The organism is Stenotrophomonas sp. P5_A9 (assembly GCF_056400525.1).
This window is the reverse complement of sequence record NZ_JBFULC010000006.1, coordinates 33,347-56,867: the sequence shown is the minus strand read 5'-3', so window position 1 is coordinate 56,867 and position 23,521 is coordinate 33,347. Positions and strand designations below refer to the sequence as shown.

At 68.6% G+C, this 23,521-nt stretch carries 22 protein-coding genes; 7 read left to right on the top strand and 15 right to left on the bottom strand.

The features are described from left to right. Window positions 1–13: 13 nt before the first annotated feature. The 6 genes from AC1DR7_RS03365 to AC1DR7_RS03340 all read right to left on the bottom strand — a co-directional run bounded on the left by AC1DR7_RS03365 (window position 14) and on the right by AC1DR7_RS03340 (window position 4,998). Window positions 14–1,114, bottom strand: coding sequence for a hypothetical protein (locus tag AC1DR7_RS03365; protein ID WP_256775125.1), 1,101 nt, complete (start codon window positions 1,112–1,114; stop codon window positions 14–16). Further along, window positions 1,105–2,292 (bottom strand): hypothetical protein, encoded by a 1,188-nt coding sequence (locus AC1DR7_RS03360; protein WP_256775124.1) that lies wholly within the window; start codon window positions 2,290–2,292, stop codon window positions 1,105–1,107. The genes AC1DR7_RS03365 and AC1DR7_RS03360 overlap by 10 nt, the downstream gene beginning before the upstream one ends. 101 nt (window positions 2,293–2,393) lie before the next feature. Further along, entirely contained in the window at window positions 2,394–3,656 is a 1,263-nt protein-coding gene (locus tag AC1DR7_RS03355; protein ID WP_457318451.1) for an RNA polymerase sigma factor, read from the bottom strand. Window positions 3,657–3,705: 49 nt separating this feature from the next. Beyond that, the gene (locus tag AC1DR7_RS03350; RefSeq protein ID WP_457318450.1) at window positions 3,706–4,113 is read right to left on the bottom strand and encodes a VOC family protein; all 408 of its coding nucleotides are present in this window, start codon (window positions 4,111–4,113) and stop codon (window positions 3,706–3,708) included. A gap of 29 nt (window positions 4,114–4,142) precedes the next feature. Continuing rightward, window positions 4,143–4,565 carry a VOC family protein gene (locus tag AC1DR7_RS03345; protein ID WP_457318449.1) on the bottom strand — a complete coding sequence of 141 codons (423 nt, stop codon included), beginning with the start codon at window positions 4,563–4,565 and terminating at the stop codon, window positions 4,143–4,145. A gap of 13 nt (window positions 4,566–4,578) precedes the next feature. Then, entirely contained in the window at window positions 4,579–4,998 is a 420-nt protein-coding gene (locus AC1DR7_RS03340; protein ID WP_478051360.1) for a YciI family protein, read from the bottom strand. Between the two features lie 177 nt (window positions 4,999–5,175). On the opposite strand from AC1DR7_RS03340, the gene AC1DR7_RS03335 reads away from it, so the two are divergent. Next, window positions 5,176–5,550: a YciI family protein gene (locus tag AC1DR7_RS03335; protein WP_256775120.1), complete on the top strand. Its 375-nt coding sequence runs from the start codon at window positions 5,176–5,178 to the stop codon at window positions 5,548–5,550. Window positions 5,551–5,580: 30 nt separating this feature from the next. Here the strand turns inward: AC1DR7_RS03335 and AC1DR7_RS03330 are convergent, their stop codons facing one another. Further along, window positions 5,581–7,650 carry a gluconolaconase gene (locus AC1DR7_RS03330; protein ID WP_478052599.1) on the bottom strand — a complete coding sequence of 690 codons (2,070 nt, stop codon included), beginning with the start codon at window positions 7,648–7,650 and terminating at the stop codon, window positions 5,581–5,583. 108 nt (window positions 7,651–7,758) lie between these two features. Between AC1DR7_RS03330 and AC1DR7_RS03325 the strand changes: the two genes are divergently transcribed. Beyond that, window positions 7,759–9,294 (top strand): tetratricopeptide repeat protein, encoded by a 1,536-nt coding sequence (locus AC1DR7_RS03325; protein ID WP_457319205.1) that lies wholly within the window; start codon window positions 7,759–7,761, stop codon window positions 9,292–9,294. Between the two features lie 39 nt (window positions 9,295–9,333). On the opposite strand, the gene AC1DR7_RS03320 is transcribed toward AC1DR7_RS03325, so the two are convergent. Beyond that, window positions 9,334–10,107, bottom strand: coding sequence for a lytic transglycosylase domain-containing protein (locus tag AC1DR7_RS03320; RefSeq protein ID WP_457319204.1), 774 nt, complete (start codon window positions 10,105–10,107; stop codon window positions 9,334–9,336). A 104-nt stretch (window positions 10,108–10,211) separates the two neighbouring features. After that, window positions 10,212–11,591 carry a D-serine/D-alanine/glycine transporter gene (gene cycA / locus AC1DR7_RS03315; protein WP_256775116.1) on the bottom strand — a complete coding sequence of 460 codons (1,380 nt, stop codon included), beginning with the start codon at window positions 11,589–11,591 and terminating at the stop codon, window positions 10,212–10,214. Window positions 11,592–11,849: 258 nt separating this feature from the next. On the opposite strand from cycA, the gene AC1DR7_RS03310 reads away from it, so the two are divergent. Next, on the top strand, window positions 11,850–13,451 hold the full coding sequence (locus tag AC1DR7_RS03310; protein WP_457319203.1) for an EAL domain-containing protein: 1,602 nt from the start codon (window positions 11,850–11,852) through the stop codon (window positions 13,449–13,451). 21 nt (window positions 13,452–13,472) lie between these two features. Here AC1DR7_RS03310 and AC1DR7_RS03305 read toward each other — a convergent pair whose 3' ends face one another. From AC1DR7_RS03305 to AC1DR7_RS03295, 3 genes are all read right to left on the bottom strand, one after another. Next, entirely contained in the window at window positions 13,473–14,444 is a 972-nt protein-coding gene (locus AC1DR7_RS03305; RefSeq protein WP_457319202.1) for a polysaccharide deacetylase family protein, read from the bottom strand. A 107-nt stretch (window positions 14,445–14,551) separates the two neighbouring features. Next, complete coding sequence (locus AC1DR7_RS03300) at window positions 14,552–15,769, bottom strand: MFS transporter (protein ID WP_457319201.1); 1,218 nt, start codon at window positions 15,767–15,769, stop codon at window positions 14,552–14,554. Next, window positions 15,766–16,959, bottom strand: a complete 1,194-nt coding sequence (locus AC1DR7_RS03295; RefSeq protein WP_478052600.1) for a serine hydrolase domain-containing protein — start codon at window positions 16,957–16,959, stop codon at window positions 15,766–15,768. The genes AC1DR7_RS03300 and AC1DR7_RS03295 overlap by 4 nt, the downstream gene beginning before the upstream one ends. Window positions 16,960–17,192: 233 nt before the next feature. On the opposite strand from AC1DR7_RS03295, the gene AC1DR7_RS03290 reads away from it, so the two are divergent. After that, complete coding sequence (locus AC1DR7_RS03290) at window positions 17,193–18,095, top strand: LysR family transcriptional regulator (RefSeq protein WP_457318295.1); 903 nt, start codon at window positions 17,193–17,195, stop codon at window positions 18,093–18,095. A gap of 173 nt (window positions 18,096–18,268) precedes the next feature. Next, window positions 18,269–19,879, top strand: a complete 1,611-nt coding sequence (locus AC1DR7_RS03285) for an ABC-F family ATP-binding cassette domain-containing protein (RefSeq protein WP_457318294.1) — start codon at window positions 18,269–18,271, stop codon at window positions 19,877–19,879. Window positions 19,880–19,900: 21 nt separating this feature from the next. Here AC1DR7_RS03285 and AC1DR7_RS03280 read toward each other — a convergent pair whose 3' ends face one another. Next, window positions 19,901–21,232 carry a GTP-binding protein gene (locus AC1DR7_RS03280; protein ID WP_457318293.1) on the bottom strand — a complete coding sequence of 444 codons (1,332 nt, stop codon included), beginning with the start codon at window positions 21,230–21,232 and terminating at the stop codon, window positions 19,901–19,903. Window positions 21,233–21,301: 69 nt separating this feature from the next. On the opposite strand from AC1DR7_RS03280, the gene AC1DR7_RS03275 reads away from it, so the two are divergent. After that, complete coding sequence (locus AC1DR7_RS03275; protein WP_457318292.1) at window positions 21,302–21,673, top strand: MerC domain-containing protein; 372 nt, start codon at window positions 21,302–21,304, stop codon at window positions 21,671–21,673. A gap of 49 nt (window positions 21,674–21,722) precedes the next feature. Here AC1DR7_RS03275 and AC1DR7_RS03270 read toward each other — a convergent pair whose 3' ends face one another. Then, window positions 21,723–21,998 (bottom strand): metal/formaldehyde-sensitive transcriptional repressor, encoded by a 276-nt coding sequence (locus tag AC1DR7_RS03270; RefSeq protein WP_457318291.1) that lies wholly within the window; start codon window positions 21,996–21,998, stop codon window positions 21,723–21,725. A gap of 50 nt (window positions 21,999–22,048) precedes the next feature. On the opposite strand from AC1DR7_RS03270, the gene dmeF reads away from it, so the two are divergent. Continuing rightward, a complete protein-coding gene (dmeF, locus tag AC1DR7_RS03265) occupies window positions 22,049–23,149 on the top strand; it encodes a CDF family Co(II)/Ni(II) efflux transporter DmeF (RefSeq protein ID WP_478051083.1) in 1,101 nt (366 codons plus the stop codon). Here the strand turns inward: dmeF and AC1DR7_RS03260 are convergent. Next, window positions 23,121–23,468 (bottom strand): hypothetical protein, encoded by a 348-nt coding sequence (locus AC1DR7_RS03260; protein WP_457318289.1) that lies wholly within the window; start codon window positions 23,466–23,468, stop codon window positions 23,121–23,123. The genes dmeF and AC1DR7_RS03260 overlap by 29 nt on opposite strands. Window positions 23,469–23,521 lie beyond the last annotated feature (53 nt).

Below are 23,521 nucleotides of genomic sequence, written 5' to 3'. Positions count from 1 at the left end.
AACCCGCGCTGGATCAGCGCACGGCCTTGACGTTGAGTTCGTTGATCATCTGCTGGGCAGCCTGTTCGGCGGCTTCGCGCAGTGCATTGGTGCGGGCGACGGTTTCATTCGGGCCCAGGCCGGCGTACTGCACCGGACCGACCGAAGACACGGTGCGCGGGAAGCGACCGGTCACGTCCAGTACCTTGCCGGTCACGGTGACGTACACGCGGGTGTTGCCCGAGGCCGGGTCGCGGTCGCGCATGCCGATGTCCAGCGTGCCCACCGCGATGTACGGGATGTTGGCCGCGCGGATGCCGTTGGCGGTGTCGCGCAGGGTGGCGGCGGACAGGTCGTTGCCGGTGCTGAAGTCCTTGCGGATGCGCTCGATGCTGAGCAGGCCGCGGCTTTCGCCTTCGACGTACTCCGCTTCGACCACTTCGTAGCCGGCGCTGCTGAAGGCACCGGTCATGGCGGTGTTGACCTCGGCGGCGTTGGCCACCTTCCAGCTGATGTTGTCGCTGCGCGCGGTGGTGCTGCCGCCGCTGGTGACCGACACCGACGCGTTCTGGTTGATGCTGCCATTGGTGCTGACCGAGTTGCCACGGAAGCTGTCGCCTTCGCGGGTCTTCTCGTCATAGCTGCGGCTGGCGTCGACGCGACGGTATTCCTTGTCCTGGAAGGACTGCACGGTGTCCTGCGAGCGCGCCATGAACAGGAAGGTCAGCAGCGAGCGCTCGCTGCTGCGCGCACCGGCCACGGCCGAGCCGGCATCCAGCTTGGTCTGCAGCAGGGTGGTGTTGATCTCGGCGCGCACGGTGACCGAGTAGGTCTTGGCCTTCTTGTCTTCGTCTTCGGACAACGGCACGGTCGACAGCACGTAGCGGTCGATCTCGCCGATGAACTCCGGGCGACGCGCTTCGAACAGGCGCAGCTTGGCCGCACCGGATTCGGCGATGTAGGCCTCCAGTGCATTGACCTTGGCCTTGTTCAGGGCCTGGGCACGGGTATCGGCGCTCAGCCGAAGGCCGTAACTGGCCGAGCCGGTGCCACGCGAACTGGCGGTCTGCGCAGCGACCGGCGCGGCCACCATCAGCGCAATGAGAATCAGCAGAACGGCACGAATCAACGACATGATTTGATCAACTCCTGGAGGGCCTGGGTCTGTTGCTGCAGCGGGCGTCCGCCCGGCTTCTGTTCGTCCAGCCAGGCGCGCGAATCGGCGCGTTTGGCCGCAGCGCCGGCGAAGGCATCGAGCCCGGCCAGCACGGTTTCATAGCTGGCCGACCACTGGTCGACCTGCCACTGGGTCACCGGCACCACCTTGGTGGCGCCCTTGCGCAGCGGCTGGTCGAAGAAGACCTTGCCGGAGAACGGTTCGACCACCGAGACCTGGAAGAACGCGCCAAACAGCATCGTCTTCATCGCCGCGGTTTCGCTGATCACGCCACTCTTCATCGCATCCAGCTGCAGCTTGATGACGTAGTCCGGCTCGGGGATTTTCAGCTGGTACACCTTGCCGTCGGCAAAGCGCGCGGCCATCGCACCGCCGATCGCCTCGCCAGTGGCCGGCGGCAGCAGGCCGATGCCGGTGTTGGACGAGAGCGTCTTGGACAGCTCATGGGCCAGCGTGGCGCGCAACGGGGCTTCCAGCGACGGGTTGGGCAGCTTGGCGCGGGCCGCGTCGGACAGCGTCACCGCACCCACCTGCAGGCGACGCACCGACGCGTTGGGCAGCTGTGCGCCGGACAGGGTCTGGGCCAGCACCGCGGGCAGGCTGCTGGCGGCGCTGCCGTACAGCAGGTCGGCCACGATCGCGTTGATCTCGTCCTCGTCCGGACGGTCCTCGCGCAGGTCGATGCGCTGCAGGGTGAGCGGATAGGAGGCGATCACCTGGCGCTCGCGGAAGTCGAAGAACAGCGCCTGCAGCGCCACTTCCACCAGCACCTTGTACTGGTCGCCGATCGGTTCGACCGAGACCAGTTCGCGATCCAGCGCGGCGGCCAGCACCGTGGCGCTGGTGGTGCCATCGAGCTTGGCCAGCTGGTCGCTGATCAGCTGCAGGTGGGCCGGCGGCTGTCGGCGCAGGGCGCCGCCGAGCTGCTGGTTGAGCGCTTCGGCACCGCGCCGTTCGATCACCGCGGTGCTGTGCGGGGCGACGTCAGTGCGCGCATTGGCCTGGCCGGTGAAGGCGAACCCGGCCCAGTAAACCTGCTGCGACTTGTCGGCAGCGTGGGCCATGCCGGAGAAGGCGATGACGCACAACAACAGCCACGCGCGTGGCGCGCGCGCCCGCTTCTTCCCTGAAAACATCTGCCTGCGTCCCTTGTGTGACCGGGTCCGAAGACGGCACCGGTTTCATGAATGGGCGCAACGATAGCCCCTCGCCTATCTGCGAGCAAGCTGCGATATCGTCAGCCCATGGGGACGGCAGCGGCCCGGGCCTCAAGCAGGGCCTTTTCGCGCGCGTTGGCGGTCAAGCCGGCCGCGCGCAGGAACGCCGCGCGCGCCTCCTCGCCCCGCCCCAACTGCGCCAGCAGGTCGCCCTGCACCGCCGCCAGCGGCGCGTAGTCCTGCAGCCGGCCGTCCTGCGCCAGGCGTTCCACCAGCGGCCAGGCGGCGGCAGCGCCCTCGGCACGCGAGACCGCCACGGCCCGGTTCAACTCGATCACCGGCGAAGGTTGCTGGCGCGCCAGCCGTTGGTAGAGCGTGGCCATGCCAGCCCAGTCGGTGTCCTGCACGCGGCGCGCGCGGGCGTGGCAGTCGGCGATCAACGCCTGCAGTACGTAGGGATCCTCGCCGCCGCCGAGTGCGATCGCCTGCTGCAGTGCCGCCTGGCCACGCGCGATCTGCAGCCAGTCCCAGCGCGTCCGGTCCTGCTCAGGCAGCAGGATCGGCGCGCCGTGTGCATCCACGCGCGCGGCCGCGCGCGAGGCCTGCAGTTCCATCAACGCCACCAGTCCGTGGATCTGCGGCCAGGCCGGCAGCCGGTGCAGCAGCACCCGACCCAACCGCAACGCCTCCTCGCACAGCGCCGGACGCATCCAGTCATCGCCGGCACTGGCGGCATAGCCTTCGTTGAAGATCAGGTACACCACCTCCAGCACCGAGGCCAGCCGCTCGGGCAATGCGGCCTGGCGCGGCACTTCGAACGGCACCTCACGGGCGGCAAGGGTGCGCTTGGCACGCACGATGCGCTGGGCAAGGGTGGGTTCGGGTTGCAGGAACGCGCGCGCAATCTCCTCGGTGGTCAGCCCGCCCAGCAGGCGCAAGGTCAGCGCCACCCGCGCATCGGGCGACAGCACCGGGTGGCAGGCCACGAACATCAAACGCAGCAGGTCATCGCCGATGTCGTCCTGCAGCGCATCGCTGTCATCGGGGGATGGCAGCGGCTGCGGCTCCAGTTCGCTGGCGTACCGGGCATGCTGGCCGGCCACGCGCTGGTGCTGCCGCAGCACGTCGATGGCACGATTGCGCGCCGTGGTCATCAGCCAGGCTCCCGGGTTGTCCGGAACCCCCTGCGCCGGCCAGCGCTCCAGCGCGGCCAGCCAGGTGTCCTGGGCCAGTTCTTCGGCACGCCCGACATCGCCTCCCAGCATCCGGGCCAGGCGCGCGATCAGGACCGGCGCCTCCATGCGCCAGAGGGTGTCCAAACGGTGCGAGAGTGCGGTGTCCATGGACGCGATCACAGCATCAGTGTCGACCCCGCACAAGCACGGCGCCGCATCAGCCCGGCGCACCGTCCATATGCGCGATTTCCCAGAGGTGCCCATCCAGGTCCTGGAAACCGCGCTGGTACATGAAGCCATAATCGCGCGCCGGCTGTGGCTCGCTGGCGCCGGCCTGCAGCGCCTTGTCCACCCATGCGTCCACGTCCGCGCGGCTGGACGCCGACAGGCAGGTGATCACCTCGGTCTGCAGGCGCGCATCACTGATCGGCTTGGCGGTGAACTGGCTGAAGAAGCGCTCCACCAGCAGCATCACGAAGATGCTGTCGCTGATGATCATGCAGGCGGCATCGGCATTGGTGAAGGTGGGATTGAAGCTGTAGCCCAGAGCGGCGAAGAAGGCCTTGGAGGCCTCCAGGTCGCGCACGGGCAGGTTGACGAAGATCATCTGTGGCGAATCGGTCATGGCACAACATCCTTGAAAGGAAAGAGGGATCAGGGCTGCTTCATGCAGTTGACCATCCACGGCTTGCCGTAGCGGTCGATCAGAAAGCCCCAGCGATGCGCCCAGAAGGTCTCGCCGATCGGCATCTTTACCTGGCCACCCTCGGCCAGCGCCTTGAACACGCGCTCGGCTTCGTCGATGGAATCGACATCGACGTTGATCGTGGTGCTGTTCTCACCCGCCGGGGACGGACCGTCGGCGGCCATCAGGATTGCGCCGTCCACCTCCAGCTGACTGTGGGCGACGTGGTCCAGGGTTTCCGGCGGCATCTCGCCACAGCCCTCGGCGCTTTCCATCGGCGGCATGTCGCGGTACTTCATTTCCGAGACGACCTTGCCGCCGAGGACCTGGGCGTAGAACGCCATTGCCTCGTGGGTAGTGCCGTTGAAGCTCAGGAACGGGATCAGTTTCATCGGGATTCTCCTCTCAATGGCCGCTGTCGAGACGGTCGCGCAGACGCTGTTCCTGCGCCTGTAATTCGGGGGTGAAGGCCGCGCCGAAATCCTCCGGGCCGAAGACCGGGCGCAGCTCCACGACGGCGCCCGGACCGAACGGCGCGCGGGTGAGCCATTCGGTGGCTTCGTCCAGCGAGCGCACCTGCCACAGCCAGTAGCCGCAGACCAGCTCGCCGGTTTCGGCGAAGGGGCCGTCGATCACCCGCGGGGCCGCCTCCCCGAAGGCCACCCGGCGCGCACGCGAGGTCGGGTGCAGGCCCTCGCCGGCCAGCATGATCCCGGCCTGCACCAGCGCCTCGTTGAAGGCGCCCATGGCGCGGATTTCTGCTTCGGTGGGCATCTGCCCGGCCTCGGTGGCCGGGGTGGCTTTGACGAATACCATTACTTTCATCGGTCTGCTCCGGGTGGGCGCGCCGGTTGGCGGGCCCTTCACTGGTTACGACGACCCAGCGGGGCGGAAATCGACACGCCTGCAGAATAAATTTCCGGCTCCGTCGTGCCGCGCTGCAACACATCCGTCGCGCCGGCTGCGGCATCATGGCCGCCCCTGCCCAGGAGCGGTCCAGCCATGCAATTCCTGCTGCTGATCTATATCGACGAAGGCCTGCTGCAGGCCCTGCCCGGCGAGGAATACGATCGCCTCATGCATGATTGCCTGCAGCATGCCGATGCCCTGCAGGCCAAGGGCACCCTGGTGCTGGCCCAGCAACTGCAGCCGGTGGACAGTGCGCGCACCCTGCGCACCCGCCAGGGCCAGGCGCGGATCACCGACGGCCCCTTCGCCGAAACCCACGAACTGCTGGCTGGCTTCAACCTCATCAACGCGCGCGACCACGACGAAGCGTTGGCCATCGCCCGGCAGTTTCCGTGGTCACGGTTCGGCAGCATCGAAGTGCGGCCATTGGCCGACATGGACGCCGAACGCGCGCGCGTCGGTGCCTGAGGCCGCCGCCCCAGCGCGTAGCCGTTGCTGCTACAGCAGGGTGATCTTCAGGTCGCGCGCACCGATGCCTTCATTGCCGCTGTAATCACGCGCGCTGGCGCGGATCACGTAGTCGCCGGCCGGCAACGCGTCCGGCTGCCAACGACCGGTTTCCACCCGACCATCGCGCACGGTGTTGGTCACCAGGTAGCGGAAGCGGGTGACCGCGCTGCCATGCACGGTGATGCCGCTGTCCGGTGCATAGGCCACCTTGGTGGCACTGTCGCGCGGGGGCATTGAATTGAACACGATGTTGAAGCGCGGCTGCTCATAACCGGGGAGCGGCTGGCCCCGGGCATCGAGGATCTGGTAGCCGACCTGGTAGGACCCGAGTCGACGTCGCGACTGGTTGCCGTCCACCTGGTCCCAGGCCTCCACCACGATCTGCACGCCCGGGCCGCTGCGCGGCAGCGCCACGCGCCCATTCGCGCCAGCGGTGAGCGGCTGGTCCAGATCGTCCAGCAGCGCCACATCGGTGATGCGCGGGGCGACCGTATCGACATAGCCGGTGAACCCCAACGCGACCGCGTTGCGCTCGAAACCGCTGGCGCCCACGCTGAGGTGCACGTGCGCCATCCGGTTGATGCTGCCCAGGCGGTCGCCCACCTGGAAGCGCGTGCCACGACGCACGCGAATGCGCTGCAGCTTGCCTTCGTCGTTGAACAGCGGCTGCCAACGCGGGTCGAACGGACGATCGGCCGGGTCGCGCCCGACCTTCATGTGGATGTACTTGAGCCGGTCCAGCACCAACCCTTCGGCCTGCCCGCCCACCGACCAGGTCGGGGTCGGGCTGCTGACCTTGCCATCGGCGATGGCCAGCACGGTCTGGCCGACATCGCCGCGGATATCGAAGCCGCCATGCAGGTGGTGCCGGCTTTCACCGTGGAAATCGCCACGCACTTCGCCCAGCGTGCCGACGACTTCATGCCAGCTTTGCTGCGGGGCAAGCGGCCAGCGCCCGGCGGTCGCCGGCAGGGGCGCATCCGCCGCCGGCCCGGTCAAGGCCGGGGGTGCGACCGCACCGGCGGCAAGCGCGCCGATCCGATGCACCCGATACGCGGCCGCGTCGGCAACCAGCAGGCGGCCATCGGCGTCGAGCGCGATGCCGGCCGGACGGGCGAGGCGCGGCTGCGTTTCGGCACCGAGCAACGCGATCTGGTGCCCCTGCGGCGTCACCTGCACCAGCCGCCCGCCGGTGTCGCCCACGTACAGCACGTCGTCGTGGGTGACCACCACCGACAGCGGCCCGTTCACCAGGCCGCCGTCGGCCACCTGCGTGCGCAGCGTGCCATCCGGCGACAGGCGACGGATCGCATTGTTGTACAGATCGGCGATCAGCAGATTGCCATGCGCATCCAGTGCCAGCGCCACCGGGGTATCCAGCCCGGCGTCGCCGCCGATGCCATCCACGGTGCCCGGGCGCTCGCCACCGGCCAGCGTGCCATCGGTCTCTATCACGCGGATGCGATCGTTGTAGGTATCGGCCACGAACACCCGGCCATCAATACCCACCGCCACGCCCATCGGCCCGTCGAAGCGCGCCTGCGCGGCGGCACCATCGGCGAAGCCGGCCTGGCCGTCGCCGGCCACCGTGCTCACCGCGCCATCGATGCCGATCCGGCGGATGCGGTTGTTGCCGGTGTCGGCCACATAGACATTGCCAGCGGCGTCCAGCGCGATGCCCGACGGCGTATTGAACTGGGCCTGCAGCGCCGGACCGTCGCGCCACCCCTCACCGTTGCCGGCCAGCGTATCCACGCGCCCATCCGGATAGAGACGACGGATGCGGTTGTTGTCGCCGGCGTCGGCGATGTAGGCCACCCCGTTGGCGTCCAGTGCCACCGCGTAGGGATCGGAGAACCGTGCCTGCGCACCGGCCCCCTCGCGCGAACCGTCCACGCCATCGCCGGCCAGTGTTTCGATCCGCGCCTGCCAGCCGAGCACCGTCGGCACCGGACCGGGCGCGATCACCGCCGGCAGCGGTCCCTTGAGGAACGTCCACGCCAGCCCTGCCGCGGTGATCACCGCCACCGCCGCCATCATCCAGTGCCAACGTTTCATTGCGTTCCCTGTCCGTTCGAGGGCACGACCATAAACGTTGGCCGCGCTGCTGCAAAGCCCGTGCGCTTGTGCGTTTGCCGGGTTCCGGGTTCAATCGATGCTCATTCCATGGAAGGACGCCCCATGCCCGGCCTGCGACACCGTCTCGCCGTTCCCCTGCTGCTGGCCCTGTTCGCCACGCCGGCGCTGGCTGCCTCCATCGATGCTGCCACGCCTGCGAATCAGACGGCGCAGCCGTTGGCACAGACGTTGGCCGATACCATCACGCTGGCCGAGAACGGCGACAGCGTCGGCGCGCTGCTGGGCTTTGAGCGCGTGTTTGCCGATCCCGGCTTCACGCAGCTGCCCGAGTCGCTGCGCCTGGACGGCTGGATCACCGCCGGACGTGTTGCGTTCAACGCACGCCAGGCGCGCGATGCACGCCGCTACCTGGATGCCGCGCTGAAGCAGGCACCGGACGACCCGCGCGCCCTGTATGTGCTCGGTCGCCTGCTGCTCTGGCAGCAGCAGCCGGTCCAGGGCGCCAGCCTGATCACCCGCTCGCTGCGCGCCTCGGACCAGTTCCTCGGCGACTTCGATGCGGCGATGGCCTACGCGCTGGACGAACAGCTGCACGACCAGCCCGAGGTCCGCCGTGCACTGCTGCAGGTGCTGTTCGACCGGCAATGGCAGGACGACGGCATGGAGCCCGGCGGGCTGTGGCTGACGCTCGCCACCCTGCAGGCCGATGCCGGGGAGCACGCGGCGCTTGCCGCCACCGTGGCGCGCATCGATACGCCGATGGACGTGGTGACGTTGCGCAGCGACAAGCGCTTTGACGCCGTGATCAACCGCCGCGATCCGCGCTTCGATCCGCTGCAGTCCGCACGCCGCCACGTCGATGCGTTGCGTGTGGAAGGCCTGCTGCGTCCCGAGCGCGGCGATCGCATCACCGAGCTCACCGATACCCTGCTGCTGATGGGCGAGCACGAACAGGTGCTGAGCACCACCGAGGCGCTGTACACGCGGTTGGCCGCCGCCGGTGCGTCCCCGTCCTTCCGCGGCGCCGATTACGCGGCCTGGATGCTGATGCACCGCGCCACCGCCGAGCATCGCCTCGGCCGCGATGCACAGGCCGAGGCCACACTGGTCCTCGCCAGCACGCTGCATGAGCAGGCGCCGGCGTTCAATCCGCTGATGCGGCTGTACCTGGCCAGCTGGTACCTGGGCAAGCAGCAGCCCGAGCGTGCCCTGCAGACCCTGGACGGCCTGGAAGAAGGCGAGATCTACGGCGAATATGTGCGCCAGTGGATACGCTTCAATGCCTATCGCACACTCGGCGACGGCGAGCGCTCGGCGCAGGCGCGGCAGTGGCTGCAGTCCAACAAAGGCGAAGGCCGCAGCGTGTACCTGGAGGTACTGATCGGCGAAAACCGGCTGGATGACGCGGCGGCGTGGCTGGTCGCCGCGCTGCAGGACAAGGCGCAGCGCCAGGACCTGCTGCAGCTGCTGCAGGACTTCCGCATGCTGCCGCCGATGCCCGCCGATATGGAAAACGAGAAACGCTGGGCGCAGTTGTTCAAGCGCCGCGACGTGCGCGCCGCCGTCGACGCGGTGGGCCGCATCGAGACCCAGCCCATCTACGGCCGCAGCGTCTGGCGGTGATCCCCGCCGCCGGCCCGTGCATCGGGCCGGCGACCGGCGCTACTTTGCCGGCGTCTCCACCTTGAACCCCATCGCCTCGCGGTAGCGCACGTACAGCGTGCTCACCTTGTCCACGTAGTCCAGGGTCTCGGCATACGGCGGCACGCCCTTGTAGCGGGTCACCGCGCCGATGCCGGCGTTGTAGGCGGCCGCCGCCAGCGTACGGTCGCCCTTGTAGCGCTTGAGCAGCGCCTTCATGTACCGCGCGCCGCCATTGATCGACTGCTCGGCCGAGAGCGGATCGGCCACGCCGAACTCGGTGGCCGTATCGGGCATCAACTGCATCACCCCCTGCGCGCCCTTGGGCGATATCGCGCCCGCATCGAAGCCGCTCTCGGCATGGGCGATCGCCCGCAGCCAGGCGTCTTCCACGCCGGTGGCCTTTGCCGCGGCCTTGAACTGCTTGGCATGGCGGTTGAGCTGCGGCGTACCGACCTTGCCCAGCCCTTCATGCGCCGGCTCACCCGGCGGCGTGGCTACGGTGAATTTCAGGAACACCCGCGAACCTGGCAGGTTGCGCGTGGAATAGACCATCCCGCCGTCCTGCTCGCGCTCGTACAGGGTGCCGCTGAAGACCCCCATGTTGCCCCACAGGTTGGGCGTCTGCACCGCGTTGTCATCCACCTGCTGCGCGGTGCATTGGGAGCCGGGCTCGGGCGCGGTGGCCAGGCTGACCGTGTTGTTCTGCACACAGCGGTACACCGTGCGCGCCGACGCCTCCCACGGCAGCAGCAACGACAACAGGGCCAACGCGGCAGGCAGGGTCGGGTTCATGGGCTCGGTTCGGGGCACGCCAGTCGTGCGGCGCGATCATCCGGCCCAGGCTGCGAACCGAAGGTGAATACCGGGCCCGCCAGGAGGGCGGACCCGGCCGACGCTCAGCGCGGGCCGCCGATCAGCCGCTTGCCGGCGTAGCCCAGGCCCAGCAGCAGGAACCACAACGGGCTGATCGCCAGCGCGTAGAGGGTGTCCGGCTGCAGGGTCAACAGCACCAGCACGAACACGAAGAACACCAGGCACGCCACGCACATGGCCACGCCGCCGGGCATCTTGAAGGTCGACGCCGCGTGCAGCTGCGGGCGACGGCGGCGGTAGACGATGTAGGAACACAGGATCAGCGACCACACGAACATGAACAACACCGCCGCCAGCGTGGTGACCAGGGTGAACGCGGTGACCAGGTTGGGGATCAGGTAGATCAACATCGCGCCCAGCAGCAGGCAGATGCAGGAAAACAGCAACCCGCGCGCCGGCACCGCCGCCTTCGACAACCGCGCAAAGAAGCTCGGCGCGTGACGCTCCTCGGCCAGCCCGTACATCATCCGGCTGGTGGAGAAGATGCCGCTGTTGGCCGAGGACGTGGCCGAAGTGAGCACCACGAAGTTGATCAGGCTGGCGGCGGCGGGAATGCCGGCCAGCACGAACAGCTCCACGAACGGGCTCTTGCCCGGCACCACTTCGCGCCAGGGGGTGACGGCCATGATCGCGATCAGCGCCAGCACATAGAACACGATGATGCGGATCGGGATCGAGTTGATCGCCTTGGGCAGGTTGCGCTCCGGATCGGCCGTCTCGGCCGCGGTCGTCCCCACCAGCTCGATACCGACGAAGGCGAACACCGCGATCTGGAAGCCGGCGAAGAACCCGGCCAGGCCCATCGGGAACATCCCGCCGTCATTCCACAGATTGGCGAAGGTGGCCTGATGGCCCGACGGCGCGGTGAAGCCCCATGCCACCAGCCCGAAGCCGGTGATGATCAGCGCGCAGATCGCGATGATCTTGATCAGCGCGAACCAGAATTCCATTTCGCCAAACAGCTTGACCGTCACCAGGTTCAGGCTGAGCAGCAGGATCACGCACATCAGCGCCGGTATCCACGGCGCCAGGTCGGGGAACCAGAACTGCGCGTAGGCGGCGATTGCGATCACATCGGCGATCGCGGTGATGATCCAGCAGAACCAGTAGGTCCACCCGCAGAAGAACCCGGCCCACGGCCCCAGCAGGTCGGTGGAGAAGTCGATGAAGGACTTGTACTCCAGGTTGGACAGCAGCAGTTCGCCCATCGCGCGCATCACGAAGAACAGCATCGCGCCGATGATCAGGTAGACCAGGATGATCGACGGACCGGCCAGGCTGATGGTCTTGCCCGAGCCCATGAACAGGCCGGTACCGATGGCCCCGCCGATGGCGATGAGCTGCAGGTGGCGGTTGGACAGACTGCGCCGGAGGTGCTCGGGCGGGGCGGCAGGATCGGACATGGGCTCAGGCCAGGCGGGGCGAAGGCCATGAACATAGAAGAGCGCGGGCGGTTGCGCTACTGCCGCGTCAGTCCGGCCTCGCCATCGGTTGTCGTCTTCACCCTGCAACGCACCCCCTGACCCCGACACTGGCAGTGTCCCGGCAGGCGTCACGGGCAAACCCTGTTCCAATCCCCGCTCGCAGGTGGTGATATAGCGCGCATCGGGGCTGCGGCCACGGACGCCGTTCACCATCCCCCACCGGGCATCGAGGTCTGCTTGAACCGCGCCAGGATCATCGCCGCCACTGTGTTGTTCGCCCTGCTGGGCGCGTTCGTGCCGATCGCCACCGTGGCGTACTTCACCTGGGCCCGGGCCACCGAGGCCGAGCAGGACCGCCTCCAGCTCACCGCCGAACGCACGCTGCTGCGCGCGCACCGCGCCTATGAAGCCGGGCTGGTTGCCCTGCGTCGCCTCAACCAGAGCGCGTTGGAGCCGTGCTCGGCCGACCACCTGCAGTTGATGCGCAGCCTGGTGCTGAGCACCCACTCGGCCGAGCAGGTCGGCTACTTCGAGGACGGTCGGCTGCGCTGTACCTCGTGGGGCATGATGGACAAACAGGTGCCCACGCCCACCCCGGACCACACCACGGCCGATGGCGCCGGCATCACCCTGGGGGTGCGTCCGGTGGCCGGCGATGGCACCGCCCTGCTTTCGGTGTATCTGGGCCGGTACGACCTCCTGGTGGACCCGGCGCGTTTCGTGGATGTCATCACCGATCCCAACGTGCGCCTGGCCGTGGCCAGTCCGGACGGGCGCCTGATGGCGCAGCAGGACATCCTCGACCAGCAACTGCTGCAGCGCCTGCTGCGCGACCCGCACAGCGGGATGGACAGCCACACCCTGTACGCCACCGCGCAGGACCAGGAATGGCTGGCCGTCGCCACCGCGCCGCGCACCGACCTGATGGCCAGCTTCCGCAGGCAGTTCCGGCAATTCATTCCACTGGGCGTGCTGGGCGCGCTGGCGGCGGTGGCGCTGGTGGTCTGGCTGTCGCGGCGGCGGCTGTCGATGAAGGCCGAGCTGGCCACGGCCGTGCGCAAGCGCGAGTTTTTCATGCACTACCAGCCGATCATCGAACTCGACACGGGCATCTGCGTCGGTGCCGAGGCGTTGGTGCGCTGGTCGCGCCCGGACGGCAGCCAGGTGCGCCCGGACCTGTTCATCCCGCTGGCCGAAGAGCACGGCCTGATCGAGGCGCTGACCGACCAGGTCATCGAACTGGTGATCGCCGACATGCGCGCGCTGCTGGTCCAGGACCGCAGCGTGCACATCGCCATCAACCTGTCCGCCGGCGATGTCAGCAGCGGGCGGGCGCTCAAGGTACTGTCGGCCCGTCTGGCCGGCACCGGCATCCACCCGCAACAGATCTGGCTGGAAGCCACCGAGCGTGGCTTCATCGACGTGCAGCGCGCGCGCAATACCCTGGCGCTGGCCCGCCGCGCCGGGCATTGCGTGGCCATCGATGATTTCGGGGTGGGCTATTCCAGCCTGCAGTACCTGCAGCAATTGCCGCTGGATGCGCTGAAGATCGACAAGTCGTTCATCGACGCCATCGGTACCGACAGCGCTACCAGCCCGGTCACCTCGCACATCATCGACATGGCCAAGACGCTGGGCCTGTTCACCGTGGCCGAGGGCATCGAAACCCCCGCGCAGCTGGCCTACCTGCAGGCGCGCCAGGTGGAGTTCGGACAGGGCTGGCTGTTCTCACGGCCGTTGCCCCCGGAGGCGTTCGTCGCCTTCCATCACCAGCGCCTGCAGCAGTACGGCAAGGCCCGCGAAGACATGCAGAACCCCAACGCGGTGGTGGAGGACTGAGCCCTGTCCGGTGCATCGGGCTCATTCGTCGGCAATGCCTGCCAGTTCCAGCACCCAACGCGGCACCTTCGGTTCGCCGGCATAAAAACCGCGCGGCTTGCCGTCGGCCATCGCCCAGCGGTGGATCCAGCTGATCCCCCCGGCGCCGTTGTAGCCATCGGCGTGCGCATAGGCCGGGTCGTCCAACGCCTGTTGCAGCGAGATGAAGGTGTAGCCACGCCGCTTGGTCGCTGCGATCAACTCGCCGATGCTGTCCGCATTCAACGCATTGGCGTGCATCAACCACACCTGTGCCGGCAGGCGACCCAGCAACCGCTGCGACTGATCCTCGTAATAGGCCAGCTTGTTGAGCATGTAGGGCACATAGCCACGCCGCAGCTGGCGCAGGCGCGTGTCGCGCAGCACCGGATCGGTTTCGGTATCGCGTACGTGGTCGTAGGCGAACGCCCAGATCCACTCGCTGTTGTCGACCGTGACCGGCGCGATGCGATAGCCATGCTGGTCCAGGAACGCAGCCAGCGCCGCCCGCTGCTGCGGGGTCTGGCCCGCGCGCAGGTACGGATGACGGAACCACCGTGGCGCCTGGCCGCGCTCTGCCAGCAACGGGCGCAGGGTCTTTTCGCCGTCGAGGATGTCCTGCTCGTAGGCATCGAGCCCGATCGCATGCAGATCGACATGGCCACGGGTGTGGTTGCCCAGCTCGAACCCGGCATCGCGCCAGTCGCGCAGCATCTGCACGCGCGTCGGCTGCACCGTTCCGTCCTGCTCCAGCTTGATCTCGTTGACGAAGCCCACCACCGGCACCCGTGCTGCGCTCAGCGCGGCCAGCAGCTGCGCATACCGCTGCGCCAGTTCCGGGTCGTTACGCTCATCCAGCCGCTGCCAGGGCAGGTCGTCGATGGTCAGCGCGATGCGTTGCGCCGGCGATGCCTGCACCGCGCCGGCCACGGCCAGCACGCCCATTCCCATCCATCGCAACACGGTACGGCGCACGCCATGCTCCAGCCTATGATCCCGACACCAGCATAACGCCCCCATCCCCGCCCCACTGTTCAACGCGAGGCCGGTAGAGCCGGGCCTTGCCCGGCTGCGCGTCCACCTCAGTGCTCGGCGGCGGCCCACGCACGCGGTCGCCGCAGCACCACCGCCAGGGTCATCGCCAGCAACGTCAACAGCACGGCCGGCAGCCAGCGTTCGCCCAGGGTTTCCAGCATCACCCCGCCCACCACGCCCCCGATGGCGATGGCCAGGTTCCAACCGGTCACCACGAACGACTGCGCGATATCACCGGCAACCCCGGCACGCCGCGCCACGGCGGTCTGGAACTGGGTCGCCACGCCACCGAAGGCGACGCCCCACACCACCGTGCCCAGCACCAGCACCGACGACGAGGTCGGCCACAGCGCGAACGCCGTTGCGGCCAGCACGAAGGCCACCGTACTGGCGATCACCAGCACGCGCAGCCAGCGGTCCACCCATATCCCGGTGATCCAGATGCCCAGCAGCGCGGCTACGCCGAACACCAGCAGCAGGCGGTCCAGCCACGGCGCCGCACCGGCCAGCGCAGCGAACGGCTCGATGTAGGTGTACAGCACGTTGTGCGCCAGGATGTACAGGAACATCGTCAGCAGCGCCGCGCGCATTCCCGGCAGCCGCCACACCTCGCCCAGGCGCTGCCGTGCGCCCGCGCCCGGTGCCGACAACGCCGGCAACGCCAGCCGTGCCCACAGCAGCAGGCCCACGCTGAGCAGCGACATCAACCCGAACGCCCAGCGCCAGCCAATGGTCTGCCCGAGCAGCGTACCGGCGGGAATGCCCAGCGACAGCGCCAACGGCGTGCCCACCATCGCCACCGCGATGGCGCGGCCCTGCAGGCGCGGCACCACCATGCGGCTGGCATAGCCGGCCACCAGCGACCACAGCAGGCCCGCGCTGATCCCGGCGATGAAGCGCGCCACCAGCATCACCGCGTAGTGCTGGGTGAAAGCGGTGATCGTGTTGACCACCACGAAGCCGCCGATCGCCGCCAGCAACAACGGCCGCCGTGGCAGGCGCTGGGTCAGCGCGGTCATCGGCAAGGCCGCCACCAGCGAGCCGATCGCATAGATGGTCACCAACTGCCCGACCAGCGCGCGGCTCACGCCCAGGTCGGTGCTCATCGGCGACAACAGACCGGCCGGCAATGCCTCGGTCAGGATGGTCACAAAGCCCGCGCAGGCCAAGGCCAGCAATCCTGCCAGCGGCAGGCGCTCCGACGCGGCCGGCTCCACAGCCAGCGCCGCGGCGCCGGCGTCCCCGCTCATGCCCGCGCCGCTCATGCCGACGCCTCCACCGCGGCGTACACCGCATCGCGCAGGTGATCGACAAACGCGCCGTGCATGCCTTCGTACAGGGTATTGGTCAGGGCGACCACGCTCAGCCCGCGCGCCGGATCCACGAACCAGCTGTGTCCGTATGCGCCACCCCAGCGCCAGCTGCCGGGTGCCTGCGGCGTGGCCGTCGAGCCGGCATCGTCCAGCACCGCAAAGCCGAGTCCAAAGCCCCAGCCCGGCGCATCCGGCGGGCCCTGTTCGCCCACCTGCGCGCGCGCCATCGCCGCCACGGCCGTGGCCGGCAACCAGTCGCGGCGCGATTCCCCACGCAGCGCTTCGAGCAGGCGCATGACGTCGTCGGCCGTCCCGACCATGCCGCCGCCCGCCGAGGCGAACGCCGCCGGATCGCTTGCACGGGCCAGGCTGTAACAGATGCCGGCGGTGCCCTCGAACGGCGCCACCACCTCGCCTTCGGCCAGCCGGTGCGGCTGCGGCGTGTCGGTGACATAAGGCGTGGCCAACCGCGCCGGGCTGTCGGCATGGAAGCCGGTGTCCTGCATCCCCAACGGCAGGCTCACCTGCTCGCGCACCACCTGCGCCAGCGGCACGCCGGTGGCCGCCTCCAGCAGCGCGCCAGCCACGTCCACGCCCAACGAGTAACGCCACGCCGTACCCGGCGCGAACAGCAGCGGAACCTGTGCGATCCGCCGCAGGTTTTCGCGCAGGCTGATCGGGCTGTCATCCATGCCGTCGCTGACGCCCGCCCGTGCATGCGGGCCGTCGGCGTCGGCATCCAGGAAGCGATAACCCAACCCGGCGCTGTGGCTGAGCAGGTGGCGCAGGGTGATGTCCGGGCGGCGGCCGTCGGCCAGCGCCGGGCGGAAGTCGGGCAGCCACTCGGTGATCGGTGCGTCCAGCGACAGCAGGCCCTGCGCCACCAGCCGCATCGCCGCAGCGGTCACCATCGGCTTGCTGACCGAGGCCAACCGGAACAGCGCATCGCGCGACATCGGCCGTTGCTGCTCGCGATCGGCCCAACCGCTGGCGCTGGCGTGGACGAGCTGGCCGTGCTGGCGCACCAGCACCACCGCGCCCACGATCCGTTGGTGGGCGTGGGCGGCAGACAGCACGGCATCGACCGGCGCCAGGCGCGGATCGGCAACGGCAACGGCAGGGAGGTCCAGGACGGAGGACATGGGGGACGGTCCAGCAGGAGGGGAGCGCCATCGTCGGCCTTCACTGCCCAGGCAAACACCCAGGCGGCGCTCCATACATTCCGGACGCAGCATTCCGCAATCATGGAAATCCCCGTACCACCAAGGGATCCGGCCGCAGCGCGCCCCGATGCACCACTGCGTCCCACCGGCAGGGCCGCCGAGCCCCCCGGTGCCGCTAGAGTGGCGTCTTCCCCCCCCCCCTTGGTACGGCCATGTCCGCGCTGGAAAACCTGGGCAACCTGCAGACCTTCGTGCACGTGGCCGACACCCGCAGCTTCGTCGAGACCGGGCGCCTGCTCGGCGTATCCGCCTCGGCCACGGGCAAGACCGTCACCCGCCTGGAGCAGGCGCTGGGCGTGCGCCTGTTCCACCGCAGCACGCGCAGCGTGACCCTCACCGCCGAAGGCGAGCGCTTCCTGCTGCGCTGCCGGCGCATCCTCGACGAACTCGACGCCGGCCGGACCGAACTGGCCCAGCAGGCGGCCGCTCCCTGCGGCACGCTGCGATTGAGCCTGCCGCTGGTCGGCGACCTGTCGCTGCCGATCCTGTCCGATTTCATGGCCGCCTACCCGGGCATCCGCCTGGAGCTGGATTTCGACGACCGCATGGTCGATGTGATCGAAGAGGGGTTCGACGCCGTGCTGCGGGTCGGCGAGCCCTCCGACTCGCGGCTCAGCGCGCGGCGGCTCGGCGTTTTCCCGCGTTACCTGGTCGCCTCGCCGGATTACCTGGCGCGTCGCGGCGTCCCGCAGACGCCGTCAGACCTGCTGCAGCACGACTGCCTGCACTACCGCTTTCCCACCAGCGGCAAACTGGAACCGTGGCCGCTGCCGCGTGAACCCGGTGCGCCCGCGCTGGAGCTGCCGGTAGCGATGGTCTCCAACACCATCGAGGCCAGGCTGGCCTTTGCCCTGGCCGGACGCGGCATCGGCTACATCCCCGAGCATTCGGTGCGCGACGCGCTGGCCGACGGGCGACTGCGGCGTGTGTTGCCCGACCAGATCCACGCCTGCGGCACCTTCCACCTGCTGTGGCCATCGGGCCGCCACGTGCTGCCGAAGCTACGGGTGTTCATCGATTTCGTCAGTGCCCGGCTCACCGGCGTGAGCTGCTGAACAGCGGATATTCATCGCCTGCGCGGCGCGCAACTCTATACTGGCCGCGCGACAGCCAGTCGCCTGTGTAATGAGGTATGCCCGCATGCGCCATTGATGCCCCGCCGTCTGCTGACGGCCACTGACCTTCCCGCCGCGCGCGTGAGGGATTCAACGGCATCCATGGAGGTCGCATGACCGCATTCGCTCTCACGCTCGACCGCGTGACGTATACCCTGCCCGACGGCCGGGTCCTGTTTTCCGATATCAGCACGCACCTCGACACCACCCCGACCGGCCTGGTCGGGCGCAACGGTGTCGGCAAAAGCGTGCTCGCCAATCTGTTGGCCGGGCAGCGCGCGCCCACCAGCGGGCAGATCCAGCGCACCGGCAAGGTCCATCTGCTGACCCAGCACAGCGGCGCGCCTGCCGGCAGCATCGCCGAGCTGGCCGGCGTCGCGCCGTTGCTTGCGGCGCTGACCCGGATCGAAGCGGGCAGCATCGCGCCGGCCGACTTCGCCAGCGTCGGCGAACGCTGGAACATCCGCGAGCAACTGCAGGCGCAGTGGCGGCAACTCGGGCTGCCTGCACTGGATCCGGATCGGCCGGCGGCCACGCTCAGCGGCGGCCAGGCCATGCAGGTGGCGCTGGCCGGTGCGCTGCTGTCCGACGCGGACGGCCTGATCCTGGACGAGCCCAGCAACCACCTCGACAGCGCCCACCGCACGCGCCTGCTCGATGCCCTCGCCGGCTGGCGCGGTGGCCTGATCGTGATCAGCCACGACCGCACCGTGCTGCAGGCCATGCAGCGCATCGTCGAACTCACTCCAGGCGGGCTGCACAGCTACGGCGGCAACTACGCTCTGTATGCCGAACAGAAGCAACACGCACGCACCGCCGCCGACGACCTGCTCGCCCTGCGCAAGCGCGAACGCCGCCAGCAGCAGGGCGAGCTTCGCCAACAGCGCGAGCGCCAGGAGCATCGCCAGTCGCGCGCGCAACGCGAGGCACGCAGCGCCAACCAGGCGCCGATCCTGCTCGGCGGGATGAAGAGCCGCAGCGAGAACAGCGCCGGGCGCTGGCAGGCCCGGCAGTTGGAGCGCGGCGCCGACATGGACGCCCGCGTGCGCGAGGCTGCCGCACAGGTGGAGGACGTGGTGGAGATCGCGTTGCTGGCACCCACGCTTCCCGAGCCCGGTCCGCAGCGTGTCGCCGAACTGATCGATGTGCAGTTGCCGTGGGCGGCGTCCCCATGGCAACGCATTACCGCGTGCGTGCAGCGCGGCCAGCGCATCGGCGTGCGTGGGCCTAACGGGAGCGGCAAGTCGACGCTGCTGCGGCTGCTTGCCGGGCAGATCGAGGCGCTGGCGGGCGAGTGCAGGGTGGCTGCCCGCGTAGCGCTGCTCGACCAGTCGCTTTCCGGGTTGCCAATGCAGGCCACGGCCCTGTCATTGCTGCAGGACGCGCATCCCGACGCCAGCGAAGCGACCCTGCGCACCCAGCTGGCCCTGCTGGGCCTGGATGCCACGCGCAGCTTGCGCCCGCTGTGCACACTCAGCGGTGGCGAGCGCCTGAAAGCCGCACTCGCCGCCGTACTGTATGCGCGCACGCCGCCGCAGTTGCTGCTGCTGGATGAGCCGGGCAACCACCTCGATCTGCCCTCGCTGGCCGCATTGGAGCAGATGCTCAACCAGTACAAGGGCACGCTGATGATCGTGTCCCACGACGCGGCGCTCCTGCAGGCCGTCGGCGTGACCCATCACCTGGACGCAGCCGACGGAGGTTGGGAGATCACGGCGTGTTAGGCGACGCATGGCTGCATCGCCTCATCCCCGCGACCACGCCGGGAAGGCATCGGGCAGCAGCTGCCACAGCATCGGGCCGGCGTGCATCTCCGCGTCGGTCAGCAGGCAGGCATCGAATTGCGCACGCAGCGCGCGCTCATCCATTTCCACCCCGATCACCGCCAGCTCCTGGCGGCGATCGCCCCACCAGGGGTGCCACATCCGCCGCATCGCCTGGTACTCACCCGCATCACCTACTTCGTCCATGCCCGGCATCGGTGCGGTCCAGCAGGACGCCTGCTGACGCACCCAACCGACATCGGTGTATGGCACCTGCGGCGGCGGCAGCAACGGTGTGCTGTCTTCCATCCCGGCCGCCACCCGCTCGCGCGCGGCATACCAGAAGCCGGCCGCCTCGGTCCGCGTGGCCGCGCCCACGCTGGACAGCTCGCCCACCCGGTCCATGCGGTTGGCCAGCCAGAAGAACCCCTTGCTGCGGATCACCCCACCCAGCCCCTGTTCCAACAACCGCGCGAACCGCTGCGGGTGGAGCGGCCTCCGGGCCCGATAGACGAAGCTGCTGATGCCGTATTCCTCGGTCTCCGGCGTGTGCACGCCACGCAGCGCCTGCATCCAGCCCGGGGCCAGTTGTGCCTTGACGAAATCGAAGCGGCGCGTGTCCAGCACCTCATGCAGCGGCACGTTGCCCTGCTCGGAAAGTACCAGCCGCGCCTCGCGATTCATCGCGCGCAGCACCGCCAGCGTCGACTGCAGCGCGTCATCGTCGACCACATCGCACTTGCTGACCACGATCACATCGGCGAACTCGATCTGTTCGGCGAGCAGGTTCACCACCCCACGCGCATCGTCTTGTCCGGCCTGCTGCCCGCGATCGACCAGCCGATCGGTCGAACTGAAGTCATCCAGGAAATTCACCCCGTCCACCACCGTCACCATCGTGTCCAGGCGTGCGATGTCATTGAGGCAGAACCCGTCCGCGTCGCGTACCGAGAACGTCGCCGCCACCGGCATCGGCTCGGCGATCCCGGTGGACTCGATCAGCAGGTAGTCATAGCGCCCCTCGGCGGCCAGCCGCTTCACCTCCTGCAGAAGATCGTCGCGCAGCGTGCAGCAGATGCAGCCATTGCTGAACTCCACCAGCGTCTCCTCGGTGCGGCTCAGCGTGGCGCCGCCATCGCGCACCAGCTGTGCGTCGATGTTGATCTCGCTCATGTCATTGACGATCACCGCCACCCGGCGCCCCTCGCGGTTGCGCAGCAGTTGGTTGAGCAGGGTGGTCTTGCCGGCGCCAAGGAAGCCGGACAACACGGTCACCGGCAGGCGGGTGTCGAGAGGAGCAGCAATGGCGGTCATGGCGGGACAGGTTCGGGCGGGGATTAAAATGTTACTATATAACATTCGCAGATCTGGTCCCCCACCCACATGAAACGTTCTTCCACCCTGCTCGATGCCGGTGCCATCGCCTTGTCCAGCTTGTGCCTGCTGCATTGCCTGGCCCTGCCGGTGCTGGCCGCTGCCCTGCCGCTGTTTGGCGTCTGGGCCCAGGCCGAATGGGTCCACGTGCTGTTCGTGGCCATCGCCGCGCCGCTGACCGGCTTCGCCCTGTGGCGCGCCCACCGCCAGCAGCGCCTGCCTGCTGCGGCGCTGGCCAGCGCTGCGTTGGGGTTGCTGCTGTTGCTGGCCGGCGCCGCCGAGTGGCCCAGCCACGACACCGAAACGCCAATGACCGTCGCCGGCAGCCTGCTGCTTGCCGCCACCCACGTGTGGAATGCCTGGCGTCGGCACCGGCACTGAGGGGCTCAGGCCACAGACCCTGCCGTAGCCACGCAGGCGACCGTTGCGCCTACTTCCCGTAGGCGCGCAATAGCTTCACCAGCACCTGCGCCTCGGCCGCGCGCTCGGCCGGATCGCTGGGGCTGACCACGTGCGCCTGCAGATGCTCGTCCAGCAGCGCCATCAGCAGGCCGTGCGCGGCACCCCGCACCGCCGCAGCCTGCATCAGCACATCGGTGCAGTCGGCCTCGGTCGATTGCAGGGAGGTTTCCAGTGCGGCCACCTGGCCGGCCATGCGCCGGACCCGGGCCAGCAGCGCGTTTCGTTGGTGTTGGACGTGCGACATGGGACAGGAGAATATACCCTATGGGGGTATATTCCCATCGGGCCCGCCCCATGTCCCTCCTCGCCGCCGCCGACGCCCGCCGCCACAGCCACCGTTTCGACGACGGCAACCCGCTGGCCGAGCGCAACACCCGGCGCGCCCTGTGGCTGACCGCAGCGATGATGGTGGTGGAGATCCTCGGCGGCTGGTGGTTCAACTCCATGGCGGTGCTGGCCGACGGCTGGCACATGAGCTCGCACGCGCTCGCCTTGGGAATGGCCGTGTTCGCCTATGCCTGTGCCCGGCGCTACGCGCATGACGGCCGCTTTGCGTTCGGCACGTGGAAGATCGAAATCCTCGGTGGCTACACCAGCGCGGTCGCGCTGCTGGGCGTCGCGTTGCTGATGGCGGTGCAATCGGCGCAGCGGCTGTTCTCGCCCAGTGCCATCCACTACGACCAGGCCATCGCCATCGCCGTGGTGGGATTGGGCGTCAACCTGCTGTGCGCGTGGTGGTTGCATGACAGCCACGGGCACGATCACGGGCATCATCATCATGGGCACCCTCACGGTCACGGACATGCGCACGGTCACGGCAGTGCGCGGGATCACGACTCAGACCACGCTGATCAGCATGGCCAGCAGCATCATGTTCACGAAGCCCACGGCCACCCCCACGCCGCGCAGGACCTCAACCTGCGCTCGGCTTACCTGCACGTGATCGCGGACGCAGCCACCTCGGTGCTCGCCATCGCTGCGCTGGTGGGTGGCAAGTTCTGGGGCGCGGCGTGGCTGGACCCGGTGATGGGCCTGGTCGGTGCGGTACTGGTCACCGTGTGGGCGGCGGGCCTGCTGCGCGACACCGGCCGGGTGCTGCTGGATGCGCAGATGGACGCCCCGGTCGTGGCCGACGTGCGTGAGGTGATCGAGCAAGGCCCGTGGGCAGCACGCCTTGCGGACCTGCACGTGTGGCAGGTTGGTCGCGGCAAGTACGCGGTCGTGGCCAGCGTGGTGAGCGACACCGAGGTGACGGCCGATACGCTTCGTGAAGCCTTGTCCATCCACGAGGAGCTGGTGCACATCACGGTGGAGGTACATCGGGTGGAAACGGTAATGGGTGATCCTTTACCTACCGCTTACCCTCTCACCGATGAAACATCATCGCCACGATGAACAACGCCAGCGGCGCGGCACTGAGCACGGCGCCGACGACACCCAGCCAAGGCCAGCGTTCCTGCCGAACCCGCGAGCCGACGGTAGCGATCAGGCCGATGGCGGCAGCACCCAGCACGCCGATCGCCGTCGCCCCGCTCGTGCCCACGCCGACCGTGGGGCTATCGCTCGCCAGCCGCACGAGATAGCCGGCCAGGCCACCCAACGGGAGCCCAAGGAAGCTGCATACGCCCAGCCAAGGCCAGCGTTGCACCATCGTTGCCCGTGGCGACGACACAACGTGCGGCGGCGCGGTATCCAATGGTGTGTTGTCCTGCATGTCAGCCTCCCCGGTTCACCCAACCGTACACCATCGCCCGCCGTGCACGGTCC

What these genes read in the sequence shown, in the direction of transcription:
- AC1DR7_RS03300 (WP_457319201.1), bottom strand. Translation starts at nt 15,769, where the DNA reads ATGAGCGGCGCGGGCATGAGCGGGGACGCCGGCGCCGCGGCGCTGGCT.
- AC1DR7_RS03365 (WP_256775125.1), bottom strand. Translation starts at nt 1,114, where the DNA reads ATGTCGTTGATTCGTGCCGTTCTGCTGATTCTCATTGCGCTGATGGTG.
- AC1DR7_RS03350 (WP_457318450.1), bottom strand. Translation starts at nt 4,113, where the DNA reads ATGACCGATTCGCCACAGATGATCTTCGTCAACCTGCCCGTGCGCGAC.
- AC1DR7_RS03280 (WP_457318293.1), bottom strand. Translation starts at nt 21,232, where the DNA reads ATGACCGCCATTGCTGCTCCTCTCGACACCCGCCTGCCGGTGACCGTG.
- AC1DR7_RS03340 (WP_478051360.1), bottom strand. Translation starts at nt 4,998, where the DNA reads ATGAAAGTAATGGTATTCGTCAAAGCCACCCCGGCCACCGAGGCCGGG.
- AC1DR7_RS03360 (WP_256775124.1), bottom strand. Translation starts at nt 2,292, where the DNA reads ATGTTTTCAGGGAAGAAGCGGGCGCGCGCGCCACGCGCGTGGCTGTTG.
- AC1DR7_RS03270 (WP_457318291.1), bottom strand. Translation starts at nt 21,998, where the DNA reads ATGTCGCACGTCCAACACCAACGAAACGCGCTGCTGGCCCGGGTCCGG.
- AC1DR7_RS03345 (WP_457318449.1), bottom strand. Translation starts at nt 4,565, where the DNA reads ATGAAACTGATCCCGTTCCTGAGCTTCAACGGCACTACCCACGAGGCA.
- AC1DR7_RS03325 (WP_457319205.1), top strand. Translation starts at nt 7,759, where the DNA reads ATGGAAGGACGCCCCATGCCCGGCCTGCGACACCGTCTCGCCGTTCCC.
- dmeF (WP_478051083.1), top strand. Translation starts at nt 22,049, where the DNA reads ATGTCCCTCCTCGCCGCCGCCGACGCCCGCCGCCACAGCCACCGTTTC.
- AC1DR7_RS03260 (WP_457318289.1), bottom strand. Translation starts at nt 23,468, where the DNA reads ATGCAGGACAACACACCATTGGATACCGCGCCGCCGCACGTTGTGTCG.
- AC1DR7_RS03330 (WP_478052599.1), bottom strand. Translation starts at nt 7,650, where the DNA reads ATGAAACGTTGGCACTGGATGATGGCGGCGGTGGCGGTGATCACCGCG.
- AC1DR7_RS03320 (WP_457319204.1), bottom strand. Translation starts at nt 10,107, where the DNA reads ATGAACCCGACCCTGCCTGCCGCGTTGGCCCTGTTGTCGTTGCTGCTG.
- AC1DR7_RS03275 (WP_457318292.1), top strand. Translation starts at nt 21,302, where the DNA reads ATGAAACGTTCTTCCACCCTGCTCGATGCCGGTGCCATCGCCTTGTCC.
- AC1DR7_RS03355 (WP_457318451.1), bottom strand. Translation starts at nt 3,656, where the DNA reads ATGGACACCGCACTCTCGCACCGTTTGGACACCCTCTGGCGCATGGAG.
- cycA (WP_256775116.1), bottom strand. Translation starts at nt 11,591, where the DNA reads ATGTCCGATCCTGCCGCCCCGCCCGAGCACCTCCGGCGCAGTCTGTCC.
- AC1DR7_RS03290 (WP_457318295.1), top strand. Translation starts at nt 17,193, where the DNA reads ATGTCCGCGCTGGAAAACCTGGGCAACCTGCAGACCTTCGTGCACGTG.
- AC1DR7_RS03335 (WP_256775120.1), top strand. Translation starts at nt 5,176, where the DNA reads ATGCAATTCCTGCTGCTGATCTATATCGACGAAGGCCTGCTGCAGGCC.
- AC1DR7_RS03285 (WP_457318294.1), top strand. Translation starts at nt 18,269, where the DNA reads ATGACCGCATTCGCTCTCACGCTCGACCGCGTGACGTATACCCTGCCC.
- AC1DR7_RS03295 (WP_478052600.1), bottom strand. Translation starts at nt 16,959, where the DNA reads ATGTCCTCCGTCCTGGACCTCCCTGCCGTTGCCGTTGCCGATCCGCGC.